Source organism: Pseudomonas psychrophila HA-4 (assembly GCF_000282975.1).
Lineage (GTDB): Bacteria > Pseudomonadota > Gammaproteobacteria > Pseudomonadales > Pseudomonadaceae > Aquipseudomonas > Aquipseudomonas psychrophila_A.
In genome coordinates this window covers 38,188-57,684 of the sequence record NZ_ALJC01000031.1, presented here as the reverse complement: position 1 = coordinate 57,684, position 19,497 = coordinate 38,188, and the positions used below count along the sequence as shown (strand labels likewise).

Below are 19,497 nucleotides of genomic sequence, written 5' to 3'. Positions count from 1 at the left end.
CCTACAGCAACCCCATCACCACCGCCCATTCTTCGGCCGTCACCGGCATCACCGACAAACGACTGCCTTTTTGCACCAGCGGCATTTCAGACAGCGCGCTTTGCTGTTTGAGGTAGTCGAGCGTGATGACATTGGGGAAGGTCTGCACATGCGCCACTTGCAGTGCGCTCCACGGGTTTTTCTCGGGGCTGGCCTTGGGGTCGAAATAATGGCTTTCAGGGTCGAGCGCGGTCGGGTCTGGGTAGGCGGCCTGAGCGATGCGACCAACCCCGGCAATGCCAGGCTGCGGGCAACTGGAGTGATAAAAAAAGAACGTGTCGCCCACCGCCATGGCGCGCATGAAATTACGTGCCTGATAGTTGCGAACACCATCCCAGCGGGCCTCGCCAATCTTCTGTAAATCCTTGATCGAGAATTCGTCAGGCTCGGATTTCATCAACCAATAGGCCATCTTTTCTGCTCCTTAAACATGCCGTGGTTATTTTGTCTGGCAACATCTTGATAAACCGACAGTCGGTTGACGCCAGCGTTTGCGTGTCTGTTCGCGTTGCCTCAGAATGCCGGGATTTTAAGCTTGACGCTGCTGCACGGCCTATAACAGAAACCGTTGCTGTCATCGTGTTGATTTGCCTGAAGGGGGGCAATCGATGAAACGCAAACCGGATTTACTGTGGGTTTTGGTTATTTTGTTCGGTTTGGGCGTGGTCACAACGGGTTATGCGCAAAGCCTCTGGTCAAACACCAGCGATGAACCGATTGAATTGGCACAACAGCAAGTACAACCCTTTAAACGCTAATTATTTATGAACTAAGGCATCGCGTTAACCGTGATGCCTTGGTACTCAGTGGGCGACGTACCACTGCTTGTCTGAGACCGTGCCCTGTAACGGTACATCCCAGCTGGCTTGCGCCAGACTCCCAACTTTTTGACATTCATGGGCCAGGCCCAGTAACGTCGGTTTGCGCCAGCTTTGGCGACGAGCCTGATACGCCAGGCTGCGGTCATAAAAGCCGCCGCCCATGCCAAGTCGGCCACCGGTTGCATCGAACCCCACCAACGGCAGCAGCACCAGATCGAGTGCCCATACCTTGCGTTGGCGTGCGTGATTGATACGCGGCTCAAGAATTCGGAAACGGTTGGGGATCAGCTTTTCGCCCGGCGCAATACGCTGGAACACCATCTTGGTTCTGGGCCAGGCGCTGAGCACCGGCAGGTAGGTGATTTTGCCCCGTCTCTGGGCTTCCCGCAGCAGCAGGCGCGGGTCGATTTCACCGTCTGTGGGCAGGTACAGCGAGATGTGTTTAGCGCGGCGAAACAGCGGGTGCTGCGCCAATTGGCGGTACAGGCCACGGGCTGCTTGACGTTGCTCGCTGGGCGACAATTCGCGGCGGGCCTTGCGCAGCAGTCGGCGAAGTTGCGGGCGGGTAGGCGTCGCAGGTTCGGTCATGATGGCGTGCTGTTCGAGATCGAGCTAACCGGGCAGTTAGCTCGTAGAAAGCCAACGCCAGTAAAAAGAATCTGGCATTGCGCTAGAAAATCAGGCTCCCCGACGTACCGCTGTCGGCTTGGCCCTTGAACCCGAAAGTTCAAGGTGGAAGTTGCAGTAGACCTTAAGGCTTTCCGTCTAGCGGACATGCACACCGGTCCAACGTGCAAGCTCCAGGGTAGTGCGAATCGGCTCAGGGACATCGCTAACTGGCGAATACTCCAGGGAGTGGCGCGAGTATACCCCAAAGAAACGTTTTGAATCAGCTCTGACGTTCGTTCGGATCAGTGGCCAGCACCAAATCGACCCGGTCTAGCAGGTCGCGCACTTGTTCGCGCGTCGCGGTGCTGGTCTGTACCTCAGGTGCTTCCTGCTTATGCAGCAGGTCGTGGGTAATGTTCAGGGCCGCCATCACGGCGATGCGGTCGGCACCAATCACTTTGCCGCTGCTGCGAATTTCGCGCATTTTGCCGTCCAGATAACGGGCGGCACTCACCAAGTTGGCGCGCTCTTCCTGGGGACACATGATCGAATACTCTTTATCAAGGATGTGTACGGTGACGCTACTGCTTGTACTCATGAGTCTTGCTCCAGGGCTTTGAGACGCGAAATCATCGATTCCACCTTGTGCCGGGCGATTTCGTTTTTTTCAATGAGGTGCGCGCGTTCCTCGCGCCAAGTCTTTTCCTGAGCTACTAAGAGTCCGTTTTGACGTTTAAGTTGCTCGACTCGCGTAATCAGCAGCTCGAGTCTAGCCATCAGTGCATGCAGGTCGGTGTCTTCCATTGTGTCCTACTGTGTATTTTCTGATGGATGGCGACTGTCAACCGAGTTGACGCCTCGATGGTCTAGCCCGTCTGCCGATGCTAGGATACAAGGCCTCCATTCTAGACATAGCGCCGCTTGGCGCCTAGCTGACCATGCCTATTCAGAACTCTCCGTATCAAGCCTTTGCCACCCTGCTGACGACCAGCGGCCATAATATTTCGCCTGCAGAACTGCATGGCCTGTTGTTGGGCCGCAGCGCTGCGGGTGCCGGCTTCGACCACGATGGCTGGTTAGCTGACGCGGCCGAGCTGTTCCAAAGCGAAAATGAAATCAGTGACAACGTACGCAATGCCTTGATCGGTTTGCAAGAAATGGTCAAAGGCGAACTGACCGGCGATGACATGACGGTCGTGCTGCTGTTGCCAACCGATGACGCGCCGCTGACCGAGCGCGCCATTGCGCTGGGCCAATGGTGCCAGGGCTTTCTGGCCGGTTTTGGCCTGAACTATCGCGACAATGCCTTGAGCATTGAAGGCAAAGAAGTCCTGCAAGACTTGGCGGCGATTTCCCAGGTGCAAGACGCTCTGGAAGAGTCCGATGATGGCGAAAGCGATTACATGGAAGTGATGGAATACCTGCGCGTCGCGCCGCTGTTGCTGTTCACAGAAACCAAAAAGCCTGTTGAACCCGCACCTGCTAAGCCTTCGTTGCACTGATTGATCTTCAAGAAGGAACCCGTCTGCCCATGATCCATATCCCGAAAGCGGAATACACCCGTCGCCGTAAGGCGCTCATGGCGCAGATGGAGCCCAACAGCATTGCGATCCTGCCCGCTGCCGCAGTGGCCATTCGCAATCGCGATGTCGAACATGTGTACCGCCAGGACAGCAACTTCCAGTACCTGAGCGGTTTTCCCGAGCCGCTGGCCGTGATCGTCTTGATCCCGGGCCGGGTGCATGGCGAATACGTACTGTTTTGTCGCGAGCGCAATGCCGAGCGTGAGCTCTGGGATGGCTTGCGTGCCGGGCAAGAAGGCGCAATCTGCGACTTTGGCGCAGACGATGCCTTTCCGATTACCGACATCGACGACATCTTGCCGGGGCTGATTGAAGGCCGTGACCGGGTGTATTCGGCGATGGGCAATAACCCTGAGTTCGACCGCCATCTCATGGAGTGGATCAACACCATTCGCTCCAAGGCCAGCCTTGGCGCCAAGCCGCCAAACGAATTCGTTGCTCTGGATCATCTGCTGCATGACATGCGCCTGTATAAATCGGCGGCAGAGATCAAGGTCATGCGCCACGCGGCGCAAATATCTGCCCGCGCGCATATCCGTGCGATGCAGGCCAGCCGCGCCGGGCTGCACGAATACAGCCTGGAGGCCGAACTGGATTACGAATTTCGCAAGAGCGGGGCCAAAATGCCCGCCTATGGCTCAATCGTCGCCTCGGGTGATAACAGTTGCATCCTGCACTATCAGGAGAACGACGCTGCGCTCAAAGACGGCGATCTGGTGTTGATTGACGCGGGGTGTGAAATCGACTGCTACGCCAGTGACATCAGCCGTACGTTCCCTGTGAGCGGCACGTTCTCGCCTGAACAAAAAGCCATTTACGAGTTGGTGCTGGCTGCGCAAGAAGCCGCTTTCACCGAAATTGCGCCAAACAAACACTGGAATCAGGCTCACGAAATCACCGTTAAGGTGATCACGGCTGGGCTGGTTGATCTGGGGCTGCTGCAGGGCGATGTCGACGAACTGATCGCCAGCGAAGCCTACAAATCCTTCTACATGCACCGTGCTGGCCATTGGCTGGGGCTGGATGTGCATGACGTCGGTGAGTACAAAGTCGGCGGTGAATGGCGCGTGCTGGAACCCGGCATGACGCTGACCGTCGAGCCCGGTATTTATATCAGTCCGAACAACCTGCAGGTCGCGAAAAAGTGGCGTGGTATTGGCGTACGCATTGAGGACGACGTGGTGGTCACCAAAAACGGCTGTGAGATTCTGACTGGCGATGTGCCGAAAACTGTCGCCGAGATTGAAGCCTTGATGGCCGCAGCACGAGCGAACGCAGCATGAGTCGATTCAATCTGGCGATCATCGGTGGCGGGCTGGTCGGCGCGAGCCTTGCGCTGGCATTACAGGCCGGGGCCAAGGCGCGGGGCTGGAAGATCGTCCTGATCGAACCCTTTGCCCCCGGCAATACCTATCAGCCCAGTTACGACGCTCGTTCGTCGGCACTGAGCTATGGCGCCCGGCTCATTTATGAGCGTTTGGGCCTGTGGCAAGCGATTGCTGAGCGGGGCGAGCCGATCAAGGACATCCACGTGTCCGACCGTGGGCGCTTCTCTACCGCACGTTTGTCGGCCAGTGAAGAGGGCGTGCCAGCACTGGGTTATGTGGTTGAAAACGCCTGGCTCGGTCAATGCTTGTGGAAAGGCCTGGACCCGGATGTGATCAGTTGGCGTTGCCCGGCTGAAGTTATCCACATGCAGCCGATTGAAGCGGGTTATCGCCTGACCCTCAATGATGAAACCATGCTCGATTGTGACTTGGCGATTTTGGCCGATGGCGGACGTTCCGGCTTGCGTGAGCAGTTGGGCATTCATGTGCGTAAACGGCCTTATGATCAAAGCGCACTCATCGCCAATATCACCACCAGCCAGCCTCATGACGGAATGGCCTTCGAGCGCTTCACCGAGGAAGGGCCGATGGCGTTGTTACCGCTGGCTGATAACCGTTGTGCGCTGGTCTGGACCCGTCTTGGCATGGACGCCCAGCGTCTGGCGGCGCTGGATGAGCGCAGCTTTCTCAGCGAGTTGCAGGGCGTCTTCGGCTATCGCCTCGGCACCCTTAAGCAGGTTGGCGCGCGGCACTTGTACCCGCTCACGTTGATTGAAGCCCAAGAGCAGGTACGTCCGCATCTGGTGGTGTTGGGGAACGCGGCGCACAGCTTGCACCCGATTGCCGGGCAGGGTTTCAACCTGTCACTGCGTGACGCCCAAGCCTTGGCCGATGCCTTGCTCGCGAGCGATAAAAAGCCCGGCGATCTGGCCACGCTGCTGAGTTATCAACAGCGTCAGCAACGAGATCAACACCTCACGATTGGTTTCTCGGATCAAGTGACGCGGCTCTTTGGCAGTGATCAAACGCTGATTTCGTTTGGCCGCAACCTAGGTTTGCTGGGCCTCGATTTATTACCTCCGGCCAAGCGCTGGTTTGCCCGTCAGGCTATGGGCCTGGGCACACGCGCAGACAGCTGATAGCGGCCGGGGCGTTTGCCTCGTGTCGATCCATTTTTAGAGGCGGCCCTGGCCGCTAGCGAGACAGGCATAAAGCATGGAAATGCGCGCAGATCTGCTGATTGTCGGGGCCGGAATGGTCGGAAGCGCCTTGGCGCTGGCGCTCAAAGACAGTGGGCTGAACATTGTGCTGCTCGACGGCAGCCCGCTCAGTGTCAAACCCTTTACCGCCCAAGACCCCTTTGAACCCCGGGTCAGCGCCTTGTCGGCCGCCAGCCAACGCATTTTGCAACGCCTTGGCGCTTGGGACGGGATCCGTTCGCGGCGTATCAGCCCGTATTCGCACATGCACGTGTGGGACGGCAGCGGCACCGGGCATATTCAATTCTCAGCGGCCAGCGTGCATGCCGAGGTGCTGGGCCATATTGTTGAAAATCGCGTGGTGCAGGACGCCTTGCTGGAATGCGTGCAAGGCACCGATATCGAGATGCTGGCCAGTGCGCGCCTGGAGCAAATGCGTCGCGCGGGTGACGACTGGCTGCTGACGCTGGCTGATGGCCGCACCTTGCGCGCGCCGCTGGTGATTGCCGCCGACGGCGCCAACTCGGCGGTGCGCCGCCTGACCGGCTGCGAGACCCGCGAGTGGGATTATCAGCATCACGCCATCGTCACCAGCGTGCATTGTGCGCAGACGCATCAGCAGACTGCCTGGCAACGTTTTACCGATCACGGGCCGCTGGCGTTTTTACCGCTGGAGCGTGAAGGGCAGCAAGACTGGTGTTCGATCGTCTGGTCGACCACCCCGGAGCAAGCTGAAAAACTGATGGCGCTGGACGACGCCGCATTTTGCCGCGAGCTGGAGTTCGCCTTTGAAGGCCGTTTGGGCGACGTGCTCAGCGCTGACCCTCGGGTGTGCGTGCCATTGCGTCAACGTCACGCCAAACGTTACGTGGCTGAAGGTCTGGCCTTGATCGGCGATGCGGCGCACACCATTCACCCGCTGGCGGGGCAGGGTGTGAACCTGGGTTTCCTCGATGCGGCAGTGTTGGCTGATGTGTTGTTGCACGCGACTGATCGCCGAGAACGCTTGGCCGATGTGCGGGTATTGAGTCGTTTTGAACGGCGCCGCATGCCCCATAACCTTGCGCTGATGGCGGCCATGGAAGGCTTTGAGCGACTGTTCCAGTCCGATTCGCTGACTGCACGCCTGATACGCAACACCGGTTTGAAATGGGTCAACCAAATGCCCGAAGCCAAAGCCCTGTTCGTGCGCCAGGCGCTGGGCCTCACCGGCGACCTGCCGCCGCTGGCCAAAGCTTTGTAGGAATACTTCTAATCGAACGCGGCTCTATAGGGAGATTTTGATTGTCTGCAACATCTGGTAACGCCTGCGGGGCGAGTTCGGTTGAGATGGCAAATGTGATTCACTACCATTTACGCCCGATTCGCATTAGAGAGACCACCTCCCATGCTGGTACCCAAGCGTCTACTGACTGCCCTGACCCTTACTCTGTTTGGGAGCAGCGTTTTTGCTGCCGATGAAGTGGTGGTTTATTCCTCGCGTATCGACGAACTGATCAAGCCGGTATTTGACGCCTACACCGCTAAAACCGGGGTTAAGGTTAAGTTCATCACCGACAAGGAAGCGCCGCTCATGCAGCGCATCAAGGCTGAAGGCCAAAACGCGACCGCTGACCTGTTGCTGACCGTGGATGCGGGCAACCTGTGGCAAGCCGAGCAAATGGGCATCTTGCAGCCGCTAAAGTCCGACGTGATTGATAAAAACATCCCGCCGCAATACCGCTCCTCTTCCCACGAGTGGACGGGGCTTAGCCTGCGCGCGCGTACCGTCGCGTATTCCACTGACCGGGTGAAGCCAGACGAGCTATCGACCTACGAAGCCCTGGCAGACAAGAAGTGGGAAGGCCGTTTGTGCTTGCGCACGGCGAAGAAGGTCTACAACCAGTCGCTGACCGCCACCATGATCGAAGTGAATGGCCCGCAGAAAACCGAAGAAATCCTCAAGGGCTGGGTGAACAACCTGTCCACTGACGTGTTCTCCGATGACATTGCGGTGCTAGAAGCGATCAACGCCGGGCAGTGCGATGTGGGCATCGTCAACACCTATTACTACGGTCGTCTGCACAAGCAGAAGCCGGATCTGGCAGTCAAACTGTTCTGGCCGAACCAAGCCGACCGTGGTGTTCACGTCAACTTGTCGGGCATCGGCCTGACTAAATACGCGCCGCACCCTGAAGCCGCCAAAGCGCTGGTGGAGTGGATGACCACCCCTGAAGCCCAAGCGATTTTTGCCGGCACTAACCAAGAGTTTCCGGCCAACCCAAGCGTTGCGCCGTCGGCTGAAGTGGCCAGTTGGGGGGATTTCAAAGCTGACGAATTGCCGGTTGAAGTCGCAGGCAAGCGCCAGGCTGAAGCGATCCGCATGATGGACCGCGCTGGCTGGAACTGATAAAACCCAAAAGCCTACCCTCACCCCAGCCCTCTCCCAGAGGGAGAGGGAGCTAATTGTGGAGTTGCACAGAACTGCTTTTGCTTTTAGTCCCCTCTCCCTCCGGGAGAGGGTTAGGGTGAGGGGCTTTTAATCGCTGCGCGCCCTACAATCCTGCGCACCAACCCTTCCGAGAATTTTTCGTGGCCCATCCTGCCCAACGTCGCTGGTATCCGCTGGTCTTTGTCATTGCCGCTTTAGTGCTGCTGCCGCTGAGCGTTTTGCTGCTGTCCTGGCAAAACATTGACAGCCAGATCTGGAGCCACCTATGGGACACGCAGATGCCACGTCTGCTGGGCAATACGCTCACGCTGATTGTCGGTGTCGGCATCGGGGTGACACTGCTCGGGGTCAGTCTGGCGTGGCTCACCAGCCTCTGCGAATTCCCCGGCAGGCGCTGGCTGGATTGGGCGCTGATGCTGCCGTTTGCGATTCCCGCCTATGTGTTGGCGTTTGTTTTTGTCGGTCTGCTGGACTTTGCCGGGCCGGTTCAAACCCTGCTGCGGGAATGGTTTGGGATGGGCCTGCGGCTGCCGCGCGTGCGTTCCACCGGCGGCGTGATCATCGTGCTGATTCTGGTGTTTTACCCCTACGTGTACTTGCTCGCGCGTACTGCCTTTTTGGCCCAAGGCAAAGGCCTGATGGAAGCTGCCCGCGTGCTGGGGCAAAGCCCGTGGCAGGCTTTTTGGCGCGTTGCTTTGCCCATGGCCCGCCCAGCCATCGGCGCCGGTGTCGCGCTGGCACTGATGGAAACCCTGGCTGATTTTGGCGCCGTGTCGGTGTTCAACTTCGACACCTTCACCACCGCGATCTACAAAACCTGGTACGGCTTTTTCAGCCTTTCGACCGCGGCTCAACTGGCCAGCTTGCTATTGCTGGTGGTGATGGTCGTGCTTTACGGCGAGCGTCGGGCCCGCGGTGCCAGTCGTGCCAGCAACGAGCGGCCGCGGGTCAAGGCCTTGTATCACTTGCGTGGCCCCAAGGCGTGGCTGGCTAGCGGCTGGTGCCTGCTGGTATTTGCCTGTGCATTCGTTATTCCAATGCTGCAACTGGTGGTGTGGTTCTGGCAGCGCGGGCGTTTTGACTTGGATGAGCGCTACACCGGGTTAATTCTGCACACCCTGTATTTGGGCAGCATGGCCGCGCTGATCACCGTGTGTGTGGCGCTGGTGTTGGCGTTTGCCCGACGTCAGGCTCCGACGCCTGCGATCCGGGCCGGGGTCAGCTTGGCCAACCTCGGCTACGCCTTGCCGGGCTCGGTGCTGGCGGTGTCGATCATGCTGGCTTTCAGCTATCTGGACCGCGAATTGGTTATCCCGGTGTCGGGCTGGCTGGGGGGGGCGGGTAAGCCGCTCTTGCTGGGTAGCTTGTCAGCGCTGTTGCTGGCGTATTTGGTGCGCTTCATCGCGGTCGCTTACGGCCCATTGGAAAATAGCCTGGCACGCATTCGGCCTTCATTGCCTGAAGCTGCGCGCAGTTTGGGCGTGAGTGGCCCGCGACTGTTTTTCAAAGTGTATCTGCCGTTATTGCTGCCGGGCACCTTGAGCGCCGCGCTGCTGGTGTTTGTGGATGTGCTCAAAGAAATGCCTGCCACGCTGCTGATGCGCCCGTTCGGCTGGGATACGCTGGCGGTACGGATCTTTGAAATGACCAGTGAAGGTGAATGGGCGCGAGCTTCCCTGCCAGCATTGACCTTAGTTCTGGTCGGCTTGCTTCCGGTCATCGGCCTGATTCGTCGCTCGGCCCATCGCAACAGTTAGGTGTCAGTCCTCCTGCATACGGCTACAATGCGCGGCATTCGGTGCGGTCTGTCTGTCAGGCCAGGTTGTTTGTTAAACACACTAAGGCCACTTTCAACGGTCTGAAATGTTGCGCAAGCCTGTCCGCACCTTCGCCAAGCCCGGAAGGAGAAACCCATGGGACAGCGTACGCCTCTGTATGACCTGCATCTCGCCCTAGGCGCGAAAATGGTCGATTTTGGCGGTTGGGATATGCCCTTGCATTACGGCTCGCAAGTTGAGGAACACCATGAGGTGCGCCGCGACTGTGGGGTTTTTGATGTCTCGCATATGACCGTGATTGACGTTACCGGGGATCAGGCCAAGGAATGGCTACAGCATTTATTGGCTAATGATGTCGACCGTTTAAACACGCCCGGCCGAGCACTTTACAGCGCCATGCTTAACGAGAAGGGCGGAGTGGTCGACGACATGATCGTCTACCTGATGCCCTCGGGTTATCGGCTTATCGTCAACGCCGCCACCCGCGACCAGGATTTGGCCTGGATGAACGCTCAGTCGCAAGGCTATGCGGTTAACCTGTTGGAGCGTCCTGAGTTGGCGCTGCTGGCGATTCAGGGGCCTCAGGCGCGGCAAAAAGTGGCCGAGTTGGTGAGCCAAGCGCGTAGCCAGCTTATTCAGCAACTCAAGCCCTTTGAAGGGCAGACCAGCGGTGACTGGTTTATCGCCCGCACCGGCTACACCGGCGAAGATGGCCTGGAAATTCTGCTCCCGGCCGATCAAGCCCCAGCATTCTTTAATGATCTGGTCGGCGCCGGAATTTCCCCTATCGGTTTGGGCGCGCGCGATACCTTGCGCCTCGAAGCCGGCATGAATCTTTATGGGCAGGATATTCACCTGTCTGTCTCGCCACTCTCAGCCAACATGGCCTGGACTGTTGCCTGGGAACCTGCCTCGCGCACGTTCATCGGGCGCGAAGCGCTAGAGGCCGAAAAAGCCAATGGTTCAGGGCTCAAGCTGGTGGGTTTGGTGCTCGAAGAGCGAGGCGTCCTACGGGCTCATCAGGTTGTTCGTATAGCTGATGTTGGCGAAGGAGAGATAACCAGTGGTAGTTTCTCTCCTACGCTAAGCAAATCGATCGCTTTGGCGCGAGTTCCAATGGCTACGGCTGACCGTGCCGAGGTCGAAATTCGCGGTAAGTGGTACCCGGTTCGCGTAGTTAAACCGACTTTTGTTCGTCTTGGCAAAGCCTTGATCTAACGTTTACTGGCAGGTTCGCACACGGTGTGAGCCGCTGACTTTTCTTCTGAGGACACTGAATATGAGCCTGATCCCTGCTGAGTTGCGCTTTGCTGAAAGTCACGAGTGGGCACGTCTGGACGCGGATGGCACGATTACCGTCGGTATCAGCGATCACGCTCAAGAAGCCCTGGGCGATGTGGTGTTTGTTGAGCTGCCAGAGGTTGGCAAAGTGTTTGCCGCGGGCGATGCCGCAGGCGTGGTTGAGTCGGTAAAAGCGGCGTCGGATATTTACTCGCCAGTGTCAGGCGAAGTCATTGCGGTCAACGAAGCGCTGGGTGACGCCCCAGAAGACCTAAACAACGACCCGTACGCCAGCTGGATCTTCAAGCTCAAGCCAGGCAACACCGCTGAGCTGGAAAAACTGTTGGACGCTGCCGGTTACAAAGCCGCCATCGGCGAGTAATCGCAACATGTAGGAAGAGGCAATCGAGCGTCGACTGGCTCTTCCTACAGTTTCAGGTGTTAAGCGTCTTTCAGTACGGCTTTAACGGCCGCCACAGAACGCTCTACATCGGCCTTGGTCATTGCCGTGAACATTGGCAGTGACACGATTAAACGTCCTACACGTTCGGCAATCGGGAACATCCCTTCCTTGAAGCCGCGTGCGCGGTACAAGCTCAGCAAGTGAATCGGCGGGTAGTGATAACCCACACCGACGCCTAGCGCCTGCATCTCTTTCATAAACGTCGCACGTGCAGGCTCACCGTCTTTGCGCTCTGGCAGCACCAGTTGGAACAAATGCCAGTTGGTGTTGTTGAAGTCCGCTACAGGCAATTGCGCCCCGTATTCGGCTTCGAAGCCTGGCCCGAAACATTCGAAATAATGTTTGGCCAATTCCCGACGATGGGCGGTAATCGCTTCAATATGCGCAAACTGACCTAGGCCAATGGCTGCGGCAATATCGGTCATGTTGAACTTGCCACCCAGCACGTCGACATCAAGCCCGTCAAAACCGGTGCGAGTTACGCCTTGCAGGCGATATTTCTCGGCCAGGCGCGCCTCTTCTTCGTTGTTCAGCACCAGGCAACCGCCCTCAGACGAGGTGATGTTCTTGTTGGCCTGAAAACTGAACGAAACAAAATCACCGCGAGCGCCGATGCGCTGCCCTTGCCAGCTCGAACCCAAGGCTTGAGCAGCGTCTTCAACCACGCGCAAGTTGTGCTTTTTAGCCAGCGCGTAGAGCGCGTCCATGTCCACCGGCAAGCCCGACAGATACACCGGAATAATAGCTTTGGTACGAGGTGTGATCGCGGCCTCAAGCTTGGCCAGGTCGATATTGCGCGTGACTGGGTCAATGTCGGCAAACACCGGCGTGGCGCCGACTTCAATGATTACGTTGGCGGTGGCCACCCACGAAATAGGCGTGGTGATGACTTCATCGCCAGCACCGATGCCCGCGATGCGCAGCGCGATTTCCATGGTGCAGGTGCCGGAGTTAAAGGTACGCACCGGTCGCCCGCCGAAATACTCAGACAATTGCGCTTCAAACGCTTGAACCTTTGGCCCGCTGGTGATCCAGCCCGAGCGCAACACGTCGCCCACGGCAGCAATGGTGGCTTCATCAATAGTGGGTTTGGAAAACGGCAGGAAAGGCAGAGAGCTCATAGAGGCTGGACGTCCGATGTGAATTTGGGTGAGTAAAGCATACCCAGTGCCTTGTTCACAGCCGGTGAAAATTCTGTATGAATGCTGAATGAGCTCGCTGGAGAAACTGCTCCGTAGCAGTTGCCGAGCCTGCTACGGGTTTATGAGCGCAGAGGGGATTACTCAGCTGTAGCGTTTTTAACCAGAATCGCGTTTGCCAGGTCCATGTCGCTGACGTTCAGACTCGGGTTGTCAGCGCGCACTTGCTGCATGGCCGATTCAAGGTAGGGGCCGCGAATTTCGCCGTTGCTGGCCACAAAGCTGCCGGCATCATCTTGAGCTGCAATCACTTTGCGGTCTTTCTTGAACGTTAGGTAGGTCGAACCGGTGGTCGCGCCAGAAGACAGAACATTACTCCAGAAGCTATCGGCCATGGCAGAGCCAACAGGAAGGGACAACAACGCAATAGCGGCGACAGCATATTTCAGGCGCATGACGGTAACTCCGAATAGGTTAACTGTCTGTTTGATTGTAGTTAGCAACCCGGAGTTCCGTAATGTTAGGTAGCAATTTCTACGCTTAATACCGTGCCGTTTTGCGCCGTGACGCGCACAGCCGTTCCGACTTCGGCGTCAGGTCCAACAGCCATCCAGACGCCATCACCCACTTTTATTTTGCCTCGCCCTTCTACAATCGCTTGCTGCACCACAAACGTACGACCAATCAGCTCGTGACCACGGCTGTTGAGTTCGGGTTGATCGCTGTGGGCGATGGTATTGCGCTGGCGCTTCCACCAGAACACTGCCGTAAGGATAGCCAGCACGCCAAATAGAGGGAGTTGTAGCGCCCAGGAAAGGGCGGGGATCAGAAAGGTCACCGCCCCGACGATGATCCCGGCAAGGCCCACCCACAGCAGATACCCGCCTGCGCCGAACACTTCCAGAATCAACAGGACGGTGCCCAGTGCCAGCCAGTCCCAGTAGCTTAGGTTTTGCAGGAACTCCCACATGTATCAGGCCTTTTTGTTGTCAAAAGTGGCTTTGACGATTTCGCCGATACCACCCACTGCGCCAATGACTTGGCTGGCTTCCAGCGGCATGAGGATGACTTTGCTGTTGTTGGCTGATGCCAGTTTGCCCAGTGCATCGATGTATTTTTGCGCCACAAAGTAATTGATCGCTTGCACGTTGCCGGTGGCAATGGCTTCGGAAACCACCTGCGTTGCCCTGGCTTCTGCTTCGGCCTGGCGCTCGCGGGCTTCGGACTCAAGGAAGGCTGCCTGGCGACCCCCCTCGGCTTCGAGGATCTGTGCCTGCTTTTTACCTTCGGCGGTCAAAATCGCCGAGGCTCGCAGGCCTTCGGCTTCAAGAATTTGCGCACGCTTGATCCGCTCAGCTTTCATCTGACCACTCATTGCGGCCATCAGGTCTGCGGGTGGGCTGATGTCCTTGATCTCGATACGGGTGATCTTGATGCCCCAAGGTGCCGTGGCCTCATCGACGGTACGCAGCAGCTTTTCATTGATCCCGTCACGCTGGCTGAGCATTGCGTCCAGTTCCATCGAGCCAAGCACGGTACGGATGTTGGTTTGTAGGAGGTTGCGAATGGCGTGCTCTAGGTTGTTGACCTCGTAGGCGGCCTGGGCAGTGTTGACCACCTGAAAAAAGCACACGGCGTCGATTTGCACGGTGGCGTTGTCGGCGGTAATGACTTCTTGCGGCGGGATGTCCAGCACGCTTTCCATCACGTTGATTTTGCGTCCGATGCGGTCCATGACCGGGATGATGATGTTCAGGCCGGGTTTAAGGGTATTGGTGTAGCGGCCAAAGCGCTCAACGGTCCATTGGTAACCTTGCGGAACGACCTTGAACCCCATAAAGAGCACGGCAATCGCCAGCGCGACAAATAACAGAACCACAGTACCTACTTGCATGACCTTTCCTTGTTTGTGATGTACCAGCAGGGGAAGCCCCCTGCCGCAGACTACGCGCACGCATACGGCCCAGCTGTTTAAATTTTAGTCAAAATAATTCAACTACGCCGGGGTTACGCGTAATACCTCCTCTAGAGTGGTCATGCCGCTGGTCACTTTATGGGCTGCGGCGATTCTCAGCGGGCGCATGCCTTCGCGGCAGGCTTCGCGGCGCAGGGTGTTGATGTCTGTTTGCGGACCGATCAGGGCGCTGAGGCGGTCGTTCATCTGCATGATTTCGTACACCCCGGCACGCCCGCTGTAGCCGGTGTCCCGGCATTCCACGCAGCCATTGGCCCTGCACGTATGCGTCGGCGGCGGGTTAGCCCAGGCGGGGGCTAGGCTTTGCCAGTCGCCCGCCAGTAGGGGCTGCTCGCTCTTGCACTCAGGGCACAGCGTTCGCACCAGCCGTTGGGCCATGACGCCCAGCAACGTGGCTTTGATCAAGTAGGGTGCGACGCCCAGCTCTTGCAGGCGGCTGATGGCGCTGGGGGCGTCGTTGGTGTGCAGGGTGGAGAGCACCAGATGCCCGGTCAAGGCGGCCTGAATGGCAACTTCGGCAGTTTCGAGGTCGCGTATCTCTCCGAGCATGATGATGTCTGGGTCTTGTCGCATCAGCGCCCGCACACCGTTAGCGAAGGTCAGGTCGATATTGGGCTGTACCTGCATCTGGTTGAAGGCGGGCTCAATCATCTCGATCGGGTCTTCCAGGGTGCACAAGTTGACTTGCGGAGTGGCCAGTTGCTTGAGCGTTGCATACAGGGTGCTGGTTTTACCTGAGCCTGTCGGGCCGGTGATCAGAATGATGCCGTTGGGCTGGTGAATCATGTGTTCCCAGCGTTGTAGGTCTTCGGTGCTGAAACCCAACTGATCGAAGTTTTTGAGCAACACCTGCGGGTCGAAAATACGCATCACCATTTTTTCGCCAAAGGCAGTCGGCAGGGTGGCGAGTCGCAGTTCCACTTCTGCTCCCGCTGGGGTTTTGGTTTTGATTCTTCCGTCCTGAGGTTTGCGCTTTTCGGCGACATTCATCCGGCCCAGGCTTTTGAGACGGCTGACGATGGCCATCGTGACCTGAGGGGGAAATTGGTAGACGTTGTGCAGCACCCCGTCGATGCGAAAGCGCACACAGCCCTGTTCGCGGCGCGGCTCGATATGAATATCACTGGCGCGTTGCTCAAAGGCGTACTGAAACAGCCAGTCGACGATATTGACAATGTGTGCGTCGTTGGCTTCGGGCTCTTGGCTGCTGGTGCCGAGCGTGAGCAGTTGCTCAAGGTTGGCCGGGGTGCTGGTTTTTTGATCATTGAGCGCCGCCCCCGTGACCGATTTAGCCAGTTGGAAAAACTCCACGTTTAGGCGCTGAATCTCCAGAGGGTTGGCAATCACACGCTTGATAGGGCGCTTGAGCACGTGCTTGAGGTCGACTTCCCAACTGCTGACCCAGGGTTGAGCACTGGCAATGGTGATGGCCTCTTCATCCGCCGCCACCGCGAGGATTTTATGCCGCTGCGCGAAGGCAAAAGACATCAGCCCGGTGACCATTGCGACATTAATTTTCAGTGGGTCGATGCGCAGATAGGGCTGCTTGTACTGCGCAGCAAGCCACGCGGTCAGCGTTTCGATGTCGAGGGTTTTGCCGGGGCGGCTGGGGTCATCTAAGTGTTGATTAGCCAAAAACACTAACGGGTGCAGTTGGTTGTTCAGAGGGTCTCGGCTGGCGATCAAGGCCTGTTCAGCGCAGCCTTGCAGCAGTCGGCCTTGGGCGAGCAAGGCGGGCAGCAATTGTTTCAGGCTGAGCCACTGATCATGGGGCGGGGCGTTGCGCATAAAAGCTCCTGGGGACGGCTTCAAACACCGGCGCGGACGTATCCTTGTCTGCACCTTGAACCGTGAAGCCTAGTCACCCAAGGGAAGCCTTGGGCTGCCCAATAGTTGCGAGCTGTTACCCGGTAAGTGCAGCCATGGCGGGTTTAGCCGGTGCCAGTGTCATGTCGAACACACTGACCAGATTGCGTAATTTTTCGCCAATTACCTGAGCGCGGTGCCAGCTTTGCTCGTCACTGAGGATCTCAATGCTGAAGCTGTCGCGATCGCGCACTACATCCACTCGTTGAGGGATCAGCTGTTGCAAGGCAAATAGATTAAGGACCCGGCACAGCACATCGGCATCCGCCTCGGCCTGGATGCGAAACAACACTGCACAGGGGGCCGTATTGCTGGCCCACACGTCGGGACGGGTTGAGGGGTGGACGGCTTCCAGAGGCGGCATGCGAGTACTCCTGATTAGGCTGAAGAAATATTTACACGCCGCGTAGGGAATTTCTTATCTAAGATGCATTTATTGAGCAATAAAACGACTGGATTAAGTCTTCAACTATTTATTTAAAGGTATTTTTATGCAGGGCGAGCTAGACGCTTACGACCGGCGCATTTTGGCACTGCTGCAAGAGGACGCCTCGCTGTCCAGTGCACAGATCGCCGATCAGGTGGGGTTGTCGCAATCACCGTGCTGGCGGCGCATTCAGCGAATGAAGGACGAAGGCATAATTCGTGGGCAAGTCACCTTGCTGGACCGCAAGAAAATCGGCCTTAACACGCAGATATTTGCCGAGATCAAACTCAACGCTCACGGGCGCTCCAACTTCACTGAGTTCACCGATGCTATTCGTGGTTTCCCCGAGGTGCTGGAATGTTATGTGCTGATGGGGTCGGTGGATTTTTTGCTGCGCATCGTCACCGCAGACATTGAAGCGTATGAGCGCTTCTTCTTTGAAAAACTGTCGATGGTGCCGGGTATTCAGGAAGTGAACTCAATTGTTGCGTTGTCCGAGATCAAGTCCACCACCTGTTTGCCGGTTTGATCAGAACGCAAAACGGCCTCCACTAGGGAGGCCGTTATCAGGGATTAAACCTGGCTGTCAGTGAACAAACAGCGCAATCAAAATAATGATCGGGATTGGGATACCGAGGAAAAACAACAGAAGTGAGCGCATTTTTATTCTCCAGGATTAACGATCAACTGATGGGGTGATAGGGCGATCAAGGTAGGTCACGGCATCACGGCGACGACCGCCGAAGGTCGCGCACAGGCTGGCAAAGAACGCGCCGAGCAACAGCGTGATAAACATCCACAGGGTGGTCCAAGCAGCCACTTTGGCGGCAGTGTCAGCCGCTTGCTTAGCCTTAACCTTGGCGTCTTCAATGGCTTGGTGCGCTTTGGTGTAGACCTGGTCAACCCGTTGCTCAGCTTCTGGCTGGGTCAGGTTGGTCCGTTGGGCAACGATTTGTGCCAAGTAGGAGCGGTCTTCGGTGCTCAGTTGGCCATCGTTGCTCAGGCTGCGTACAAAGATGCGGGTCACGATGCCGTGGGCCGCGTCTTCGCTGACAGCGGTGCCGCGATCATCGCGAAACAGCGTGTCGATGAAGTAGTCCGAGCTTTCGCTGGAGCCATTTTTAGCGTGTGCGCCGGCGGCGCTGCTTGCAGCTGTCACAGCACCCGAGGCAACGTTGGCGGAGGCTTGTACACCGCTGCCGATAACGCTGCTAATAGAGCCTGCAATCAAGGTTGCGGTGACGAGCGTTGCGACCGCCCAAGACAAAAAGCCGTGGGCTGTGTCGCGAAAGTACACTTCATCGCCATGCATGTTGGACCATTTGACCCGCAAGCGACCTGCCAGGTAACCGCCCATACCCGAGGCAATGATCTGGGTTAAAGCCAGCCAGACAATAGCGGTCAGGCCTAAGCCTTTGGCGCCAATACCTTCGCCCGCCCAAGGTGATACGGCAGAAAACCCCAAACCAGCTCCCAGCATTATCAGCAGCAGAGAGAGTGAGGCAGCGGCAGCGGCGCCAGCAAATATAGCGGCCCAGGAAACGCCTGAGTGGCTAGAGGAATCTTGCTGGGCAGCGGGATAGTGCTCTGAAGTCCCGATCATTATTGTTGTGCTCCTGAAATGGTATGAAGTGCAACCTTCATTCAGGTAAGTGCAGGGGCTATGCCAACAATCGATTTGTATTAAAAGTGTTAATTTTCAATTGGTTAGTATTTTGAGTCATGAACGCAGTCATGCAGCCTGCATGATCAGGCTGAAACAGGCGGGCTTAATGCACTGAAACAATTTGGTGGGCGGGAAAGGGGTGTAGTTGTGCATAAACAAAAACGGGAGACCTGAGGTCTCCCGTTTGATGGCATCAATCGCGGTGATGCTTTCTTTTGTGATGGCCATACGCATGGCCACGACCCCGGTGATCGTCGCGGTAGTAGCGTCGGTTGTCGCGACTGGAGCGGCGATCATCGGCATCGCTTTTATTGCCCATGTAGTTGCCCAGCGCGCCCCCGGCGCCCCCGCCAGCGGCCGAGCCGACCAATGCGCCGGTGCTGCCGCCAACTCCGCGCCCCAGCACGTTACCGCCTGCTGCGCCTAGTGCACCACCAATGGCGGCTTCGCCACGGCTGCGTTTATCTGCACCAACAGCACTGCCTGCTGCGCCGCCTACGCCTGCGCCAATGGTTGAGCCTGTTGAACCGCCGAGTTGTTGCCCGACTACGGCGCCCAGCACCCCGCCTAATGCGCCGCCTACACCGGCTTCGGTGGTGCCACCGGCCGAGGCTACGCCACTGACCAGGCCAAGGGACAACAAGAGAATCGAGGTGAGCTTCATAGGTGAGCCTCAAAAGGATGACGGCGCGATCCTGAGGCTGGAGAAGGTTGCTTACAATCGGAATCCGACGAGTAACACGAGTTGTACACAATTACCTAAGTTATTGTTTTTGATAGGGAACTTAATAATTTTTAGGCGGTCTGTTAGCTATTCGGATAAACCACTTTTGCATGGCTAAACGCTGGCGAAAAGTACCGTCGCTGCCCGAATCGTGTAGGCGCGAGCGTG

22 protein-coding genes and 1 other RNA gene are annotated in these 19,497 nt (G+C 57.3%); 10 read left to right on the top strand and 13 right to left on the bottom strand.

Translation table 11 applies throughout. From position 1 onward, the window contains the following. Position 1: 1 nt before the first annotated feature. Positions 2 to 451 carry an EVE domain-containing protein gene (locus tag B347_RS0103950; protein ID WP_019408410.1) on the bottom strand — a complete coding sequence of 150 codons (450 nt, stop codon included), beginning with the start codon at positions 449 to 451 and terminating at the stop codon, positions 2 to 4. Between the two features lie 196 nt (positions 452 to 647). Between B347_RS0103950 and B347_RS26650 the strand changes: the two genes are divergently transcribed. Beyond that, positions 648 to 797, top strand: a complete 150-nt coding sequence (locus B347_RS26650; RefSeq protein ID WP_019408409.1) for a hypothetical protein — start codon at positions 648 to 650, stop codon at positions 795 to 797. 45 nt (positions 798 to 842) lie between these two features. Here B347_RS26650 and B347_RS0103940 read toward each other — a convergent pair whose 3' ends face one another. The 4 genes from B347_RS0103940 to B347_RS0103930 all read right to left on the bottom strand — a co-directional run bounded on the left by B347_RS0103940 (position 843) and on the right by B347_RS0103930 (position 2,273). Further along, complete coding sequence (locus tag B347_RS0103940; protein WP_019408408.1) at positions 843 to 1,448, bottom strand: 5-formyltetrahydrofolate cyclo-ligase; 606 nt, start codon at positions 1,446 to 1,448, stop codon at positions 843 to 845. 92 nt (positions 1,449 to 1,540) lie between these two features. Further along, positions 1,541 to 1,718: non-coding RNA, 6S RNA (gene ssrS / locus B347_RS25760), on the bottom strand. A 31-nt stretch (positions 1,719 to 1,749) separates the two neighbouring features. Then, on the bottom strand, positions 1,750 to 2,067 hold the full coding sequence (locus B347_RS0103935; protein WP_019408407.1) for a cell division protein ZapA: 318 nt from the start codon (positions 2,065 to 2,067) through the stop codon (positions 1,750 to 1,752). Then, positions 2,064 to 2,273 (bottom strand): TIGR02449 family protein, encoded by a 210-nt coding sequence (locus B347_RS0103930; protein WP_019408406.1) that lies wholly within the window; start codon positions 2,271 to 2,273, stop codon positions 2,064 to 2,066. The genes B347_RS0103935 and B347_RS0103930 overlap by 4 nt, the downstream gene beginning before the upstream one ends. Before the next feature lie 134 nt (positions 2,274 to 2,407). On the opposite strand from B347_RS0103930, the gene B347_RS0103925 reads away from it, so the two are divergent. From B347_RS0103925 to gcvH, 8 genes are all read left to right on the top strand, one after another. Beyond that, the gene (locus tag B347_RS0103925) at positions 2,408 to 2,971 is read left to right on the top strand and encodes a YecA family protein (protein ID WP_019408405.1); all 564 of its coding nucleotides are present in this window, start codon (positions 2,408 to 2,410) and stop codon (positions 2,969 to 2,971) included. 29 nt (positions 2,972 to 3,000) lie between these two features. Continuing rightward, positions 3,001 to 4,335: a Xaa-Pro aminopeptidase gene (gene pepP / locus B347_RS0103920; protein WP_019408404.1), complete on the top strand. Its 1,335-nt coding sequence runs from the start codon at positions 3,001 to 3,003 to the stop codon at positions 4,333 to 4,335. Next, on the top strand, positions 4,332 to 5,519 hold the full coding sequence (gene ubiH, locus B347_RS0103915) for a 2-octaprenyl-6-methoxyphenyl hydroxylase (RefSeq protein WP_019408403.1): 1,188 nt from the start codon (positions 4,332 to 4,334) through the stop codon (positions 5,517 to 5,519). The genes pepP and ubiH overlap by 4 nt, the downstream gene beginning before the upstream one ends. A 76-nt stretch (positions 5,520 to 5,595) precedes the next feature. Continuing rightward, positions 5,596 to 6,822 (top strand): 2-octaprenyl-3-methyl-6-methoxy-1,4-benzoquinol hydroxylase, encoded by a 1,227-nt coding sequence (locus B347_RS0103910; RefSeq protein WP_019408402.1) that lies wholly within the window; start codon positions 5,596 to 5,598, stop codon positions 6,820 to 6,822. 144 nt (positions 6,823 to 6,966) lie between these two features. Next, the gene (locus B347_RS0103905) at positions 6,967 to 7,968 is read left to right on the top strand and encodes an extracellular solute-binding protein (protein ID WP_019408401.1); all 1,002 of its coding nucleotides are present in this window, start codon (positions 6,967 to 6,969) and stop codon (positions 7,966 to 7,968) included. A 182-nt stretch (positions 7,969 to 8,150) separates the two neighbouring features. Next, positions 8,151 to 9,767: an ABC transporter permease gene (locus B347_RS0103900; protein ID WP_019408400.1), complete on the top strand. Its 1,617-nt coding sequence runs from the start codon at positions 8,151 to 8,153 to the stop codon at positions 9,765 to 9,767. A gap of 156 nt (positions 9,768 to 9,923) precedes the next feature. After that, a complete protein-coding gene (gcvT, locus tag B347_RS0103895; protein WP_019408399.1) occupies positions 9,924 to 11,006 on the top strand; it encodes a glycine cleavage system aminomethyltransferase GcvT in 1,083 nt (360 codons plus the stop codon). Between the two features lie 61 nt (positions 11,007 to 11,067). After that, positions 11,068 to 11,451, top strand: coding sequence for a glycine cleavage system protein GcvH (gcvH, locus tag B347_RS0103890; RefSeq protein ID WP_019408398.1), 384 nt, complete (start codon positions 11,068 to 11,070; stop codon positions 11,449 to 11,451). Between the two features lie 59 nt (positions 11,452 to 11,510). On the opposite strand, the gene B347_RS0103885 is transcribed toward gcvH, so the two are convergent. The 6 genes from B347_RS0103885 to B347_RS0103860 form a co-directional block, all read right to left on the bottom strand. After that, positions 11,511 to 12,653 (bottom strand): DegT/DnrJ/EryC1/StrS family aminotransferase, encoded by a 1,143-nt coding sequence (locus B347_RS0103885; protein WP_019408397.1) that lies wholly within the window; start codon positions 12,651 to 12,653, stop codon positions 11,511 to 11,513. Between the two features lie 158 nt (positions 12,654 to 12,811). Then, complete coding sequence (locus B347_RS0103880; RefSeq protein WP_019408396.1) at positions 12,812 to 13,126, bottom strand: DUF2388 domain-containing protein; 315 nt, start codon at positions 13,124 to 13,126, stop codon at positions 12,812 to 12,814. A 65-nt stretch (positions 13,127 to 13,191) separates the two neighbouring features. Beyond that, entirely contained in the window at positions 13,192 to 13,641 is a 450-nt protein-coding gene (locus B347_RS0103875; protein WP_019408395.1) for an NfeD family protein, read from the bottom strand. A 3-nt stretch (positions 13,642 to 13,644) separates the two neighbouring features. Beyond that, positions 13,645 to 14,565: an SPFH domain-containing protein gene (locus tag B347_RS0103870; RefSeq protein WP_019408394.1), complete on the bottom strand. Its 921-nt coding sequence runs from the start codon at positions 14,563 to 14,565 to the stop codon at positions 13,645 to 13,647. Positions 14,566 to 14,667: 102 nt separating this feature from the next. Next, positions 14,668 to 16,434, bottom strand: coding sequence for a GspE/PulE family protein (locus B347_RS0103865; protein ID WP_019408393.1), 1,767 nt, complete (start codon positions 16,432 to 16,434; stop codon positions 14,668 to 14,670). A 115-nt stretch (positions 16,435 to 16,549) separates the two neighbouring features. Next, positions 16,550 to 16,876, bottom strand: a complete 327-nt coding sequence (locus tag B347_RS0103860; RefSeq protein WP_019408392.1) for a hypothetical protein — start codon at positions 16,874 to 16,876, stop codon at positions 16,550 to 16,552. A gap of 127 nt (positions 16,877 to 17,003) precedes the next feature. Here B347_RS0103860 and B347_RS0103855 point away from each other — a divergent pair, with 127 nt between their 5' ends. Next, positions 17,004 to 17,468, top strand: coding sequence for an Lrp/AsnC family transcriptional regulator (locus tag B347_RS0103855; RefSeq protein ID WP_019408391.1), 465 nt, complete (start codon positions 17,004 to 17,006; stop codon positions 17,466 to 17,468). Between the two features lie 147 nt (positions 17,469 to 17,615). On the opposite strand, the gene B347_RS0103850 is transcribed toward B347_RS0103855, so the two are convergent. Further along, positions 17,616 to 18,542: a hypothetical protein gene (locus tag B347_RS0103850; protein ID WP_019408390.1), complete on the bottom strand. Its 927-nt coding sequence runs from the start codon at positions 18,540 to 18,542 to the stop codon at positions 17,616 to 17,618. A gap of 256 nt (positions 18,543 to 18,798) precedes the next feature. After that, complete coding sequence (locus tag B347_RS0103840; RefSeq protein WP_019408388.1) at positions 18,799 to 19,269, bottom strand: glycine zipper domain-containing protein; 471 nt, start codon at positions 19,267 to 19,269, stop codon at positions 18,799 to 18,801. Positions 19,270 to 19,497: the final 228 nt, after the last annotated feature.

Excerpts from the sequence above, each read along its gene's own strand:
- B347_RS0103950 (WP_019408410.1), bottom strand. The coding sequence starts at position 451 with ATGGCCTATTGGTTGATGAAATCCGAGCCTGACGAATTCTCGATCAAG.
- B347_RS26650 (WP_019408409.1), top strand. The coding sequence starts at position 648 with ATGAAACGCAAACCGGATTTACTGTGGGTTTTGGTTATTTTGTTCGGT.
- B347_RS0103940 (WP_019408408.1), bottom strand. The coding sequence starts at position 1,448 with ATGACCGAACCTGCGACGCCTACCCGCCCGCAACTTCGCCGACTGCTG.
- B347_RS0103935 (WP_019408407.1), bottom strand. The coding sequence starts at position 2,067 with ATGAGTACAAGCAGTAGCGTCACCGTACACATCCTTGATAAAGAGTAT.
- B347_RS0103930 (WP_019408406.1), bottom strand. The coding sequence starts at position 2,273 with ATGGAAGACACCGACCTGCATGCACTGATGGCTAGACTCGAGCTGCTG.
- B347_RS0103925 (WP_019408405.1), top strand. The coding sequence starts at position 2,408 with ATGCCTATTCAGAACTCTCCGTATCAAGCCTTTGCCACCCTGCTGACG.
- pepP (WP_019408404.1), top strand. The coding sequence starts at position 3,001 with ATGATCCATATCCCGAAAGCGGAATACACCCGTCGCCGTAAGGCGCTC.
- ubiH (WP_019408403.1), top strand. The coding sequence starts at position 4,332 with ATGAGTCGATTCAATCTGGCGATCATCGGTGGCGGGCTGGTCGGCGCG.
- B347_RS0103910 (WP_019408402.1), top strand. The coding sequence starts at position 5,596 with ATGGAAATGCGCGCAGATCTGCTGATTGTCGGGGCCGGAATGGTCGGA.
- B347_RS0103905 (WP_019408401.1), top strand. The coding sequence starts at position 6,967 with ATGCTGGTACCCAAGCGTCTACTGACTGCCCTGACCCTTACTCTGTTT.
- gcvT (WP_019408399.1), top strand. The coding sequence starts at position 9,924 with ATGGGACAGCGTACGCCTCTGTATGACCTGCATCTCGCCCTAGGCGCG.
- gcvH (WP_019408398.1), top strand. The coding sequence starts at position 11,068 with ATGAGCCTGATCCCTGCTGAGTTGCGCTTTGCTGAAAGTCACGAGTGG.
- B347_RS0103885 (WP_019408397.1), bottom strand. The coding sequence starts at position 12,653 with ATGAGCTCTCTGCCTTTCCTGCCGTTTTCCAAACCCACTATTGATGAA.
- B347_RS0103880 (WP_019408396.1), bottom strand. The coding sequence starts at position 13,126 with ATGCGCCTGAAATATGCTGTCGCCGCTATTGCGTTGTTGTCCCTTCCT.
- B347_RS0103875 (WP_019408395.1), bottom strand. The coding sequence starts at position 13,641 with ATGTGGGAGTTCCTGCAAAACCTAAGCTACTGGGACTGGCTGGCACTG.
- B347_RS0103870 (WP_019408394.1), bottom strand. The coding sequence starts at position 14,565 with ATGCAAGTAGGTACTGTGGTTCTGTTATTTGTCGCGCTGGCGATTGCC.
- B347_RS0103865 (WP_019408393.1), bottom strand. The coding sequence starts at position 16,434 with ATGCGCAACGCCCCGCCCCATGATCAGTGGCTCAGCCTGAAACAATTG.
- B347_RS0103860 (WP_019408392.1), bottom strand. The coding sequence starts at position 16,876 with ATGCCGCCTCTGGAAGCCGTCCACCCCTCAACCCGTCCCGACGTGTGG.
- B347_RS0103855 (WP_019408391.1), top strand. The coding sequence starts at position 17,004 with ATGCAGGGCGAGCTAGACGCTTACGACCGGCGCATTTTGGCACTGCTG.
- B347_RS0103850 (WP_019408390.1), bottom strand. The coding sequence starts at position 18,542 with ATGATCGGGACTTCAGAGCACTATCCCGCTGCCCAGCAAGATTCCTCT.
- B347_RS0103840 (WP_019408388.1), bottom strand. The coding sequence starts at position 19,269 with ATGAAGCTCACCTCGATTCTCTTGTTGTCCCTTGGCCTGGTCAGTGGC.